At 41.4% G+C, this 13,278-nt stretch carries 13 protein-coding genes; 11 read left to right on the plus strand and 2 right to left on the minus strand.

What is annotated here, in order from left to right; genetic code table 11:
• Positions 1 to 189 precede the first annotated feature (189 nt).
• A complete protein-coding gene (gene mobB / locus GVJ38_RS12020) occupies positions 190 to 687 on the plus strand; it encodes a molybdopterin-guanine dinucleotide biosynthesis protein B (RefSeq protein WP_159723398.1) in 498 nt (165 codons plus the stop codon).
• Between the two features lie 70 nt (positions 688 to 757).
• Here the strand turns inward: mobB and GVJ38_RS12025 are convergent, their stop codons facing one another.
• Together GVJ38_RS12025 and wecB are read right to left on the minus strand one after the other, a co-directional pair.
• Positions 758 to 2,050, minus strand: a complete 1,293-nt coding sequence (locus GVJ38_RS12025) for a glycosyltransferase (RefSeq protein ID WP_159723399.1) — start codon at positions 2,048 to 2,050, stop codon at positions 758 to 760.
• A gap of 8 nt (positions 2,051 to 2,058) precedes the next feature.
• On the minus strand, positions 2,059 to 3,165 hold the full coding sequence (gene wecB / locus GVJ38_RS12030) for a non-hydrolyzing UDP-N-acetylglucosamine 2-epimerase (RefSeq protein ID WP_200849503.1): 1,107 nt from the start codon (positions 3,163 to 3,165) through the stop codon (positions 2,059 to 2,061).
• Positions 3,166 to 3,518: 353 nt separating this feature from the next.
• Here wecB and rpmG point away from each other — a divergent pair, with 353 nt between their 5' ends.
• From rpmG to GVJ38_RS12080, 10 genes are all read left to right on the plus strand, one after another.
• Positions 3,519 to 3,668, plus strand: coding sequence for a 50S ribosomal protein L33 (gene rpmG, locus GVJ38_RS12035; protein WP_159723400.1), 150 nt, complete (start codon positions 3,519 to 3,521; stop codon positions 3,666 to 3,668).
• 11 nt (positions 3,669 to 3,679) lie between these two features.
• Positions 3,680 to 3,949 (plus strand): 30S ribosomal protein S14, encoded by a 270-nt coding sequence (gene rpsN / locus GVJ38_RS12040; RefSeq protein ID WP_159723401.1) that lies wholly within the window; start codon positions 3,680 to 3,682, stop codon positions 3,947 to 3,949.
• Between the two features lie 12 nt (positions 3,950 to 3,961).
• A complete protein-coding gene (locus GVJ38_RS12045; RefSeq protein WP_159723402.1) occupies positions 3,962 to 4,087 on the plus strand; it encodes a putative metal homeostasis protein in 126 nt (41 codons plus the stop codon).
• 166 nt (positions 4,088 to 4,253) lie between these two features.
• Positions 4,254 to 5,150 (plus strand): metal ABC transporter solute-binding protein, Zn/Mn family, encoded by an 897-nt coding sequence (locus tag GVJ38_RS12050; RefSeq protein ID WP_159723403.1) that lies wholly within the window; start codon positions 4,254 to 4,256, stop codon positions 5,148 to 5,150.
• A 68-nt stretch (positions 5,151 to 5,218) separates the two neighbouring features.
• Positions 5,219 to 6,715 (plus strand): zinc ABC transporter substrate-binding protein AdcA, encoded by a 1,497-nt coding sequence (locus GVJ38_RS12055; RefSeq protein WP_159723404.1) that lies wholly within the window; start codon positions 5,219 to 5,221, stop codon positions 6,713 to 6,715.
• A gap of 279 nt (positions 6,716 to 6,994) precedes the next feature.
• On the plus strand, positions 6,995 to 8,788 hold the full coding sequence (locus tag GVJ38_RS12060) for a heavy metal translocating P-type ATPase (protein WP_159723405.1): 1,794 nt from the start codon (positions 6,995 to 6,997) through the stop codon (positions 8,786 to 8,788).
• A 138-nt stretch (positions 8,789 to 8,926) separates the two neighbouring features.
• Positions 8,927 to 9,796 carry a helix-turn-helix domain-containing protein gene (locus GVJ38_RS12065; protein ID WP_159723406.1) on the plus strand — a complete coding sequence of 290 codons (870 nt, stop codon included), beginning with the start codon at positions 8,927 to 8,929 and terminating at the stop codon, positions 9,794 to 9,796.
• A 240-nt stretch (positions 9,797 to 10,036) separates the two neighbouring features.
• Positions 10,037 to 10,408 (plus strand): pyridoxamine 5'-phosphate oxidase family protein, encoded by a 372-nt coding sequence (locus tag GVJ38_RS12070; protein WP_159723407.1) that lies wholly within the window; start codon positions 10,037 to 10,039, stop codon positions 10,406 to 10,408.
• 141 nt (positions 10,409 to 10,549) lie between these two features.
• A complete protein-coding gene (locus tag GVJ38_RS12075; RefSeq protein ID WP_159723408.1) occupies positions 10,550 to 11,497 on the plus strand; it encodes a TDT family transporter in 948 nt (315 codons plus the stop codon).
• A 103-nt stretch (positions 11,498 to 11,600) separates the two neighbouring features.
• Complete coding sequence (locus tag GVJ38_RS12080) at positions 11,601 to 13,109, plus strand: aldehyde dehydrogenase family protein (protein WP_159723409.1); 1,509 nt, start codon at positions 11,601 to 11,603, stop codon at positions 13,107 to 13,109.
• The last annotated feature ends 169 nt before the right edge of the window (positions 13,110 to 13,278 follow it).

Genomic DNA, 13,278 nt, shown 5'->3' on the forward strand with positions numbered 1-13,278 from the left:
ATCCATGTGTAAGTCCTTTTTATTGGTCTTGGATAAGTCATCCGAGAACAGTATAAAGGATTTTTTTGTGCATGAATAGCTTTATAGCAATGCTTTTAATGATTTGAAGTTCTTTGCAACACTAGTGGTCCAACCTATCCAAATAATATCGTGCAGGACATTAAAATGCAAGCAAAGGAGGGAGCAAGCATGGGGCAAATTTTACAAGTGATCGGCAAGAAAAAAAGTGGTAAAACAACGACGATCCTATCTTTTATCGAAGTGGCCAGACAATATAATGTAACACTTGCCGTCCTGAAACATTCCCATCATGACACGACCAGTGACCCGCCGCAGACAGATACGGAACGCTTTTTTAAAGCCGGTGCGCAACAAGTCGGCTTAAAAAGCAAAAATGAATTTTTTTGGCGATCACAAACGGCAGACTTTGAACTGGAAGCACAGCTGCAGTCCCTTTTACAAACCAAGAATCAGTTGATCTTACTAGAAGGATTCAAGCAAGCCTCTTATCCGAAATTATTATTGTTGCGACCACAAGATAAACGGTCGGATTTCTCAGGCCGATTTGATGCGGTAGCTTCTTTACAGCCGTCTGGGAATCCCCAAGCTCCATTAGACTTTTCAGCTGAGCAGACTCGGAAAAATTGGTTTCAGCAGTGGCTCAAAAAAAACACGTTGCTTACCTGATCGAGAGGATAAGCAACGTGTTTTTGTAGTTGAAGGCTCTAAAAGTTGAAGCGGCTACTGAAAAATTTTGCTACTCTTTGTGATGAACGGTTTTGACCCAAGCTGTTTTTTTAGTGATGATTTTAAACAAGGCTACCCAAGGAATGAGAGCAGTTGCTAAACAATACCACTGGAACCAAAGTGCTGAAATGAAAGCGGATAGAAAATTTGGGGCTGCTTTTTTGAGCCAATGTTTAGCAGTATATCCTTGATAACCTCGCGCCATCAAAAGTGCAATCACTAACCAAATGCCAAAGATCGCTCCAAAAGAGATCGTCACACCGCCTGCATCGATCAACGCGACGATTTGTAAAACGAGTGCTAATAAATTTCCTAGTGCTACAAAGGTAAACAGCAAAGGAAAGAGGATCGTAACCGTCAAATCGATTTTTTGTAACGGACTGATCGCAGTCTGATAAAGTCGCGGCAAATACCGAGCGCATTGGAGTCCTCCCGCACACCAGCGGATTCGTTGCCGAACATAAGGTATGAAATGTTTGACTGCTTCTTGATAGACGACGGCTTGATCGGTATAACACGTTTTATAACCGGCGAGCCAAGTGCGGAGTGAAAACTCTAAGTCTTCTAACAGACCATTTCCCCAACCGACTTGTTTAGCTAAATGTAAGGTCACGAATTGGCCGTTACCAGATGCGATCCCAAAACCTAAAAAATTGCGGAAGAGCTGTTGCTTCCGATTCAATTCACTAAATTCAAAATCTTGCGCTCGCTGTAATCCATTGCTCACTTTTTTCATTCGAACTGCAGTCTGGACCATATCGTAATCTAACTGATCTAATTTTCTGACGCGAGTAAAACTCGCTAAAACATGTTCAAGATCTTCAGCTGAGATCTGACCATCGGCATCGATCACTCCGATGATGACATTTCGGTCAGTTAGGGCGGGGTCTCGTTGTGTTCGGATATAGGCGACAGCCGTATTTAACACTTCGCCTTTACCCGAGTGCATCATTGTTTGACTCGTTTGGATCGTCCTTGTCAAACTCGTTGCGAGCTGATAAGTGGCATCAGTGGAATGGTCATCTACGATTAACAGCTTTCCTGTGACTTGGGGGGGCAGTTTTTTTAATTCAGCTGTCAATTGTTGGATCGTTTGCTCGATTACGCTTTCTTCATTCAATGCCGGGACGACTAACCACAATTCACGTTTATCAGAAGAAAGAAGCGGTTTAGGAGTCTTTGTCGAAGGTGTCATCCCCAGCAAGATGATGATGATGAGGTAATACAAGTAAAAGACAAAAGTAATCGCTAAAATAATTTGGACAAACGAATTAGTAAATAACTGGTTTAATAGTTGTAACATACATTCACCTACTTTTTCAGTGATCGACGTAAAATGTGGTCGATTTTTTCGCTTGCTGAGCCGTTACCATAGGGATTTTTAGCGTGACACATGTTAGCATATTCAATTGGATCGTGAAGCAGTTCGTTCATTGCGTTTTGGATCGCTTTAGGTGCGACTCCGACTAATTTCAAACTGCCAGTTTTGACGCCTGAGATCCGTTCGGTTTCATTGCGTAAAACTAAAACGGGTTTGCTAAGTGCGGCAGCTTCTTCTTGGACACCGCCTGAATCAGTCATAATGAAGTAGCAACGAGCCATAAAATTATGAAAATCCACCATATCTAAAGGCGCGATCAAATGAATGCGGGGATGACCTTGTAAAATGGCATGAGCTGCTTTTTGAACATTGGGATTCAAATGGACTGGGTAGACGACTTCAACGTCAGGATTTTGATCCACCGTTTGCCGGATCGCTTGAAAAGCTTTTTCCATTACCACGCCTTGGCTTTCTCGGCGATGCATCGTCAGTAAGATCATGCGATGCTCTGTAGGAAGTTTAGCCAATAAGTCATGGTGATAGTCGGGCTTGACTGTGTAATGGAGCGCGTCGATCACTGTGTTACCAGTCACGAAGATTTTTTCTGGTGCGCAGTGACTGATCAACAAATTATGCCGGGCTCGCTCAGTCGGCGCAAAATAAAAATCGGCGATCGTGTCCGTGATTTGGCGGTTGGCTTCTTCTGGGAAAGGGGAATACTTATCCCACGTCCTGAGTCCGGCCTCCACATGACCGATGGGGATTTGTTGGTAAAAGGCAGCAAGACTAGCCGCCATCGTTGTCGTCGTATCTCCATGAACTAAGACGCAGTCCGGTTTTTGTTCGATTAATAAAGGCGTTAGTTTCGTTAAGACCGCAGTCGTGATCTCAGCTAGCGTCTGATTTTTTTTCATGATTGCTAAATCAAAATCCGGGGTAATCGCAAAGTCGTTTAATACTTGCTGTAACATTTCACGATGTTGTCCAGTTGTGACTACAATCGAGGTAACGACCGGATCTTTAGTTAAACATTTGAGCAGTGGAGCCATCTTGATCGCTTCAGGGCGCGTCCCAAACACAGACATTATTTTCATCATTCATTCTCCTCATAACTAGATAAGACTCAGCTTTCAGTCTGGCCGCAACTAATCTAGTGATCTCTCTCAATTTAAGTGTAAAGTAGCGTTCCGTTTTATTCAAATATTTTCTCTATTTAAGACTAGTCCGAGCAGTGGTTGAAAAATGAGTGAGAAGATATCTTATCCAAATTTTTGTTATCCAAAACGCTTTATGTGTTTCTTGTAATGGATTATTCCAATGAGTACCCATTCATCTGAATTATATTTCATGTTTTTTTATATTGACAGCCGATTTTTTTAGTGCTAAATTCAATGAGTCTAAAACGTAGTCGTTACGTTTTGGTTGAGATAAATCGAAAGAAGGAATCGGAATGCGGAAAATTATTCAATTGGAATGTCGTGAGACGGGGGAGCGTTTCTATTTGACGAGTAAAAATACGCGCAACCAGCCAGATCGATTAGAGTTAAAAAAATATTCACCCAAACTAAGACGACGAGCTACTTTTACCGAAGTGAAATAGGAGGAATTTGAATGGCTAAAAAATCAAAAATCGCAAAAGCGAAAAAGCAGCAAGCCTTAGTTGCGCAGTATTATGAATTGCGGCAAGAGTTAAAAGCTAAAAAAGATCACGCTGCCTTAGCAAAATTGTTGAAAGACGCTCATCCGAATCGTTTAAGAAATCGTGATGGAGTGGATGGTCGCCCGCGTGGCTACTTGCGTAAGTTTGGCCTGTCTCGAGTTAACTTTAGACAGCTCGCGTTACAAGGAAAAATCCCAGGTGTTAAGAAAGCCAGCTGGTAAAAGGAGGTTCTAATGGAAAAACAAGATTTAGCGAGTGCCTATCGCCGAATGAAAAGTCCAAATCTTAAAACGCGCAAACGTGCGTTAAAAATCATCAAAGAAGTGAAGCGGAACAAAAAACAACTTAATAAATGGTAATGAGTTGAAAGCTAGCCGCGCTATCGATAAAGTAACTGGCAGTTTTTAGCAAATGTTAGTTCAAGTAAGAGCCCCGTTTTTAACGGAGCGTTCGAACGATTCCTTTAAGGATGATAAAACGATCTGTTGACTTACTTTGCAGATCGTTAAAGAAAGAAGTCTGATTGTGAAAAAAGCTCGAAGTATTTTAACGTGTTTATTCAGTTTATTGGCCTTAGTTGCATTTGGTGTGACGAGTCAAGCGGCGGAAAAGATCAAAGTCGTGACGACGTTTTATCCGATGTACGAATTTTCAAAGGCAGTTGTAGGCGCTGAAGGTCACGTCAGTTTATTGATCAAAGCTGGAAATGAACCGCATGATTATGAACCCAGTGCAAAAGAGATGGCAAAGATCAGTCAAGCCGATGTGTTTGTTTATAATAGTAATCAATTGGAAAAATGGGCTCAAAAGATGGATCAAGTGGATCACACCAAAACAAAAATCGTTGAAGCCGCCCAAGGAATCAAGCTAGCTAAAGGTGCTAAAAATAGTGAAGATGCTGGTGAACTAGACCCACACGTGTGGTTAGATCCGATCTTAGCTAAACAAGAAGTCGCTACGATCGAAAAAGCCTTGGCTGAAAAATATCCAGCTAAAGCTGCTACTTTTAAGGCTAATCAAAAATGGTATGATCAAAAATTGAACCAGTTAAATCATGAATACCAACAACTGCGAGGCGCTAAGCAACGGGCGATCATCACCCAACATGCCGCATTTGGTTATTTAGCCAAACAGTATGGCTTAAAACAAGTGGCGATCGCTGGTCTTTCTCCTGATCAAGAACCTAGTCCTAGTCGGTTAGCTAGTTTAAAAAAATATGTTAAACGCCAGCGGATCAAATTAATTTATTTTGAAGAAAATGCTAATTCGAAAGTCGCACAAACATTAGCGACTGAAACGGGAGTCAGAACAGCAGTCTTAGATCCGATCGAAGGTATCCCGCAAAAGAAAATCACACAAGGAGCGACTTATCTTTCGATCATGGAACAAAATTTAACTAATTTGAAAAAAACGATTCATTAAAAGGGAGACCGACACAGGTGTGTCTTACCTCCAAACAAATAAAAAATTCAATTTAACCGAGGTGACCAATGAAAAAGAAATGGCTAATGTTAGCAGGTGCGATGGTCTTAAGTAGTCTGATCAGTTTAAACCAACCAGCACACGCTGATGAAAAAATCAATGTGATGACGACTTTTTATCCGGTCTATGAGTTCACTAAGCAAATCGTAGGTGCAGAAGGCAAGGTAGAATTATTGATTCCAGCAGGGTCTGAGGCACATGATTATGAACCGAGTGCTAAAGATATGTCGAAAATCGAAAAAGCGGACGTCTTTGTTTACCACAATGAAAACTTGGAAGGCTGGGTCGCTAAAGCAAAAAAATCATGGCATGGTGACACAAAAATCATCAAAGGCACAAAAGGGATGCTCTTGCTGCCTGGGAGCGAAGATCATGACCACACCCATGAAGCAGGACATGAGCATTCCCATGAGTATGATCCCCATACGTGGGTCGCACCTCCTTTAGCAAAACAAGAAGTCGCATCGATCACTAAACAATTAAGCAAACTGTATCCAACTAAAAAAACGGTGTTTGAAAAAAATGCAGCTGTGTTTAGTCAACAACTAGATCAGTTGGATCAACAATATCAAACTGCTTTGAAAGATGCGAAGCAAAAAGAGTTTGTGACTCAGCATGCCGCATTTCATTATTTAGCGGTAGAATATGGGTTGAAAGAAATTCCGATCGCCGGGCTTTCACCTGATCAAGAGCCCAGTCCAGCTCAGTTAGCAAAATTAAAAAAAGTCGTCGAACAAAAGGGCATCAAAACGATTTATTTTGAAAAAAATGCTTCTAGTAAATTAGCACAAACGTTAGCCGATGAAGCTGGGGTCAAGTTAGCGGTCTTAAATCCGCTGGAGAGTTTGACTAAAACGCAGCTCAAACAAGGGAAAAATTATCTGACGGTGATGGAAGACAATTTAAAGGCATTGACAAAAACGACTGATCAACCTGGTAAAGCAGAGGCAACGACCCAAACGCAACCAGAAAAGACAGTGGCAAATGGTTATTTTGCAACAAAAGAAGTAAAAGCGCGCAAACTATCCGATTGGCAAGGGAAGTGGCGTTCAGTTTATCCCCTTTTAGAAAATGGAACATTAGACCAAGTTTTTGCTTATAAAGCAAAACTTGCTCCAACTAAGACTGTAGCAGAATATAAAGTGTATTATCAAACTGGTTATCAGACAGATGTGGATCGCATTGAGATCACTAAAGATCAGATGACTTTTGTCGTTGATGGTAAAAAATATACGAGTCATTATCGAGCTGTGGGTAAAAAAATCTTGCAGTATGAAAAAGGTAATCGCGGCGTGCGCTATTTATTTGAAGCCACCGAGAAAACGCCTTATAAATATGTTCAATTCAGCGATCACGGAATCGCTCCTGAAAAAGCCGCCCACTTCCATCTATTCTTTGGGCAGACGAGTCAAGCAGAGTTACTAAAGGAGATGGATCATTGGCCGACTTATTATCCGGAAAAATTATCTGATCATGCCATTGCCCAAGAGATGCTCGCGCATTAAACGCTTACCCAGCTGTGACAATCACAGCTGGGTTTTTAGCTTTGAAATTTTGTGATGCGGAGGGACAACTTGGGACTTAGTAACTACATAAATAACGCGAATAACCACCTTCACTAGCTAGAAAATTGAAGTAATTGTTTTGGCATTTTAGACTGATTATTGATTGAGTGAACAATTGTTTGAGGTAGTTACTGAATATCATTCTCAATTAAATCTTTTGGTTATCAATTGATAATCGCCAGTGGTATACTTCTTCTGAAAGTTAGGTGGGGTGAAATTATGAGTAATTTCAAGAAATTTCTAATCACAGTCGCAGTTGGATTACTGGCTTTGATTGCTGAATTTGGCTTTGATCAACCGCGGATCGCGTTTTGGCTGGTGGTGATCATTGGCGGGGTCACTACGATTTCGATGTTTATCGGTATGATCCAAACATTGCGTTCTGGCAAATATGGAGTCGATATTTTAGCGATCACAGCCATCATCGCGACGTTAGCCGTAGGAGAATACTGGGCCAGCTTAGTAGTTTTGATCATGCTGACCGGCGGAGACAGTTTAGAAGATTACGCTAGTCGACAAGCAAGTCGTGAATTGCAATCGTTGTTAGATAATTCACCACAGATTGCACATCGAATCAAAGGCGAAGCGATTGAAGATCTAGCAGTAGAAGCAGTTGCGGTCGGGGATTTGATCTTAGTTAAACCTGGTGAGATCGTCCCAGTCGATGGCGTAGTCGTTTCAGGAGAATCATTTGTCGATGAATCGTCGTTGACGGGTGAATCAAAACCTGTAGAAAAAACGGCTAAAGCGGAGTTGATGTCTGGTTCAGTCAACGGAGATGCGGCATTGCGGTTCCGAGTCACGAAAAAAGCCAGTGATAGTCAATACCAACGCTTAGTTGAACTTGTCAAAGAATCTAAAGCCAAACCGGCACATTTTGTTCGCTTAGCTGATCGTTACGCAGTCCCTTTTACGGTAATTGCGTATGTGATCGGCGGTGTCGCATGGTTCGTTTCAAAAGACCCTGTACGTTTTGCAGAAGTTTTAGTGGTCGCTTCACCTTGTCCATTGATTTTAGCCGCGCCAGTCGCTTTAGTTGCCGGCATGAGTCGCTCTAGTCGAAATGGGATCGTAGTAAAAACTGGAACGACGATCGAAAAATTAGCGGAAGCCAAAACGATCGCGTTTGATAAAACTGGTACCTTAACAGAAGGCCGTCTCCATGTGGCAGATGTTCAATCGTTCGATCCAAACTTATCAGCTGAAAAGATTGTTCAATACGCGGCCAGTGCTGAGCAAGAATCTAATCATATTTTGGCGCGGTCTTTAGTCAATCATGCGCAGCGGAAGCAAATTAAATTATTGCCCGTCGAACAACTTGAAGAGGTCACGGGTCAAGGGGTCAAGGCAGTTGTTGAAAATCAACCCGTTCGTGTTGGGAAAGCCAGTTTTGCTGATGATGCTGAAAAGATAGCTACCGAGCAAACGATCGTCTATGTTTCAATCAACAATCAACCAAGTGGGTATGTGACGTTTAAAGATCTCGTTCGACCAGAATCAAAAGAAACGATCGCTCAATTGAATCAATTAGGGATCGTCAAAACGGTGATGTTAACCGGAGATCAGAAAAGTATCGCTGATCAAATCGGACAAGAAGTTGGGATTACAGAAGTTCATGCTCAATGTTTGCCAGAAGATAAGATCAAAGTCTTGAAAGCGTTCGAAGCAAAAGCGCGGCCAGTAGTAATGGTAGGCGATGGAGTCAATGATGCTCCCGCACTCTCTGTAGCAGATATTGGGATCGCCATGGGAGCTCATGGGTCAACAGCAGCTAGTGAAAGTGCGGATGCGGTGATTTTAAAAGATGATTTGACGCGAGTGTCTGAAGCGGTTCGTTTGTCACAAGACACGATGCGGATCGCTCGTCAATCGGTGCTCATCGGAATCGTGATCTGTGTGGTCTTGATGTTAATCGCAAGTACCGGTGTTATCCCCGCTTTATTAGGTGCAGCATTACAAGAAGTGATCGATACCGTTTCGATCTTGAGTGCTTTACGAGCACGTAAAGATTGAGTGTGAAACTATCGTAGAAGCAAAAAAAGTGAGCTGATCGATTAATCAGCTCACTTTTTTATAACTAAAAGAACAAAGCTGGTCTGCTTTTTTGTGGTAAGATTGACTTATAAATATCTTAGAAGATGGGGGGATAAGATGAATATTGAACGTTTTGTGGAAGCTCGTAAAGCTTTCGGCCTATCGCAAAAAGAATTAGCTGATGGGATTTGTACGCAAGCAACGTTGAGCCGGTTTGAAAATAATGGGCAAATCCCTAACTTAAAAATTTTAATCAAATTATGTAATCGGATTCAACTGCCCTTGAGTGAGTTATTCCCACGAGTTGGTATTCAAAATACTGAGATCAATAAAAAAATGGATCAAGCCGAATTCAATTTGATTACGAGTGAATTTGACGCTGCAGAAAAATTATTGGCAGAGATCTCGCCAACAGAACTAGAAGATCCTGCGCTACTGATGCGTTATCACTATTTGAAAGGCTTTGTGATGATCTTTAAAGATGCGCCAGTCACAGATATTTTGTTTATGTTTGATCAGATTATTTTAAGCAAGTCGACAGCTGATAAAAATATCTTTTTGCTCTTAGCCTATACGGGTGTGGGAATGGTTTATCTACGTGAGCACGATCAAGCAAAAGCCGAGTTTTACTTTACTAAAGTCTTTGAAAAAATCTATGATTATCCAATCAAAGAGACCGAAGATACGTGGCGAGTCTTAAACATCGTGTTTCAGTGTGCAGTTTTTTATTCGGCTATCAACGAGCTAGAGACTAGTAACGCTTTATTAGAGTATGCGATTTCGATTTGTTCTGACAACCATGTAACGTATTATTTAGCACGGGCGGCATTTTTATTAGCTAAAAACGCGATCTTACAAAAAAAAGATCAAGCTTACATTTTAGAACTGTTAGATGATGCGCGGGCGTATGCCAAAATCAATAAAAATATTATTCAACTGAGTCAGCTAAAGGCCTTGCGAGAAAAAGTCTCAGCCGGAGATTATTAAAAGTTTTTCGAGGGCTGCTAAATACCTTTTAAAAATCTTTTCTAAGAAAATAAAAAACTTTTAACCGTGTTGTTGGTTGGATTGACAATGTTTGTTCAGGTGATTAGTTAATAAAATGTGGTGAACTCGTTTGGGATTTAGCGACAAGTAACGCAGAATTTTGAAAACCTCAAAGCAGATGAATTGACGCTTTTTTTCAAAAGGTCTACATTTATTGAGTAATGTTGAGGGGGAATTTGAATGTTTACTGATCCATTTTTAGCTGTTTTAAAACATGAAGGCGTAGTGACGATCATCTCTAATAGTCAACCCGGTTTTCATGTGGTGAATACATGGAATTCATATTTGCGCACAGACGGTGATCATCGTATTTTAGCACCTGCAGCCGGGATGCATAGTATCGAAAATGATTTAGCAACTGATAATCACGTGTTTATGACGGTCGGCAGTAAAGCAGTCCCAGGGTTGGTCGGAGAAGGAACGGGATTTCATGTGAAAGCTACCGCAAAATTTGTCGATGAAGGACCTGAGTTTGACCGAATGAAAAAGGAATTTCCATTTTTGACTCGGACTTTGATCTTGGATGTAGAAAATATTGAACAAAAAATCTAAATGACTAAAAACTGTTCAGTGTGAACAGTTTTTTTCTTTAGCAGAAGCTGAAATTTTCCTTGATCAGACACTAAGCTCAAAGTTGTCGCCGGCTTTCGTTTTCCTTTATACTAAAGAAAAGCGTTGAAAGCAGGTGAGGAGATGAAAAAATTTATTTACAATACACAGTTTCTGCCCGCAAACGCGATCGCGGCAACGGTCGGACTCTGTACCCTGAGCAATGCATATCGTTTTATCGGCTATCAAGCCGTACGCCACGGGATCATGTGGTTCGGCGGTTTTGTTTGGTTGCTGTCGCTGCTTAAAATCTGCTGCCACTTTTCCGTATTCAAAAAAGAGTATTTGCAGATGATGCCGGCAAGTTTATATGCTGCCCTGGCGATGCTGACGGCGATTTTAGGCAGTTATCTCCATGACTACTTTCCACAGCTGGGACTGGGGTTATGGTATCTGGCTTTTTTTGCCCAAGCCGGGCACATTTTATTTTTTACTTGGCGCTATGTCATTAAAGATTGGCAATGGTCTCAGTTCATTCCTTCGTGGTTTGTAACATATGTCGGGATTTTAGTTCCTGTCGTAGTGGGAGGCCAGTTTGGCAATCCAGTGATTTTAAACGGCTTATTAATCTATGGTTTTTTGATTACGTTGACGTTAGTTCCGTTGATGATTTTTCGTTTAGTCAGACAAAAATTACCGCCGGAAACAGAATTGACGCAGACGATTTTTTTAGCTCCATTAAGTTTGACGTTAGTCAGTTACTTAACATTAGTTTCTACCCCACAAACTTGGCTCGTTGCTAGCCTAGCAGGTACGATTTTGCTGACCTTAGTCTGGATCGCTTGTAAATTACCTAATTTTTTGAATCGTCCTTTCGGAATTGGTTTTGCCGCGCTGACTTTCCCGTTAGCGATTGCATTAGTAGCACTTTTTAAAGTGAGTCAATTTTATGCTCAGCAAAAAAATGTGCTACTAGAACAAGTTTATCAGCAGCTATTTGGGATTTTATTATTTTTGACTACTGTGATCATTGGCTTTGTGATTTATCAATTTATTCTCTTTTATTTGCGCGCACCAGTTAAAAAAGTTTGATTTGTCCTATTTTTCAAGTGTCAACCCGTTTTCTTTTACAGAAAGTTCCTTCTCCAGTAAAATGTAATCGATTTCAAAATTAAAAGTCTGGAGTGAAAGCTGCATGAGCAAAGAAAAGATGTTGACGTATAAGCAAGGGTTAGCTGATAAGTATCAACTATTTATTGGTGGCAAATGGGTCGCTAGCACAGGGAATGATTGGATCACAGCTTATAGTCCTGCCAACGGAGAAAAATTAGCTGAATTTGTTGAAGCAACGAATGAAGATGTTGATCACGCAGTCGAAGCAGCTCAAAAAGCATTGGAAACGTGGCGTAATGTCGATACGATCACGCGCCAAAAGTATTTATTAAAAATTGCAGATGCACTAGAAGCCCAAGCAGAAAAAATCGCGTATATCGAAAGTATGGACAACGGCAAGCCGATTCGTGAGACGTTGTCAGCCGATGTTCCATTAAGTGTCGATCATTTTCGGTACTTTGCTAGCTTAATTCGTTCAGAAGAGGGCACAGCGAAATATTTGGATGAACATACCTTGACCTTGGTTGTCAAAGAACCGATTGGCGTTGTCGGTCAGATCGTCCCATGGAATTTTCCTTTACTGATGGCAGCTTGGAAGATCGCACCAGCACTAGCTGCTGGTTGTACTGTAGTCATTCATCCATCTTCTTCTACTTCATTGAGCCTTTTAGAACTGGCCAAGATTTTTGAAGCGATCTTACCTGCGGGCGTCGTCAATATCGTGACGGGAAAAGGTTCGAAGTCGGGGGATTATTTGCTACATCACAAAGGCTTAGCGAAATTGGCTTTCACTGGCTCAACAGAAGTTGGGTATAAAGTCGCCGAAGCAGCCGCGAAAAGATTGATTCCGGCAACTTTAGAGCTGGGCGGAAAGTCAGCTAATATTATTTTTGACGATGTGAATTTTGAACGCGGGATTGAACGAGCAACGCAGGGCATTTTATTCAACCAAGGACAAGTGTGTTCGGCGGGTTCTCGCTTGTTCGTCCAAGCGGGGATTTATGATCAGTTTGTCCAAGCGTTAAAAGAGCAGTTTGAAAAAGTCAAAGTCGGTCTACCTTGGGATGAACAGGCGCAAATGAGTGCTCAGATCAATGAAGGACAGATGCAGAAGATCTTACAATATATTAAGATCGGCCAAACTGATGGTGTTAAAGTCGTGACTGGCGGGAAAAAATTGGACACGCCTGAATTAAAAGACGGCTTTTTTGTGGCACCAACGATTTTAGCTGATGCGGATAATGAATATCGAGTCGCCCAAGAGGAGATCTTTGGCCCAGTGGTCACGATCATCAAATTCAAAGATGAAGCCGAAGCGATCAAATTAGCCAATGAGACCGACTATGGTTTAGGTGGTGCAGTCTTCACCCAAGATATTAACCGAGCCTTTCGAGTAGCGCGTGCTGTCCAAACTGGTCGGATGTGGGTCAATACGTATAATGAGTTGCCAGCTGGCGCACCATTTGGCGGCTATAAAAAATCTGGCTACGGTCGCGAGACATATAAAACGATTTTAGAAGCTTACAGTCAAGATAAAAATATTTTCTTGAATTTGAAAGAAACACCGGATGGGTTATATCAATCATTTTAAATCAGTAAACGTAGACTTATTGGATGGAAAAAACAGAGCTGAACTGGCCTGATGGATCAAGGTCAGCTCAGCTTATTTTTGTAGAAATTTTTTTGCCGCACGCCTTAGCTAGAAAAAATGAGGGGGTGCGTAGTAGCGGTTTTCTACTCTTTTGAAAAAACTTGAGAAT

Source organism: Enterococcus sp. CSURQ0835 (assembly GCF_902706605.1).
Lineage (GTDB): Bacteria > Bacillota > Bacilli > Lactobacillales > Enterococcaceae > Enterococcus_A.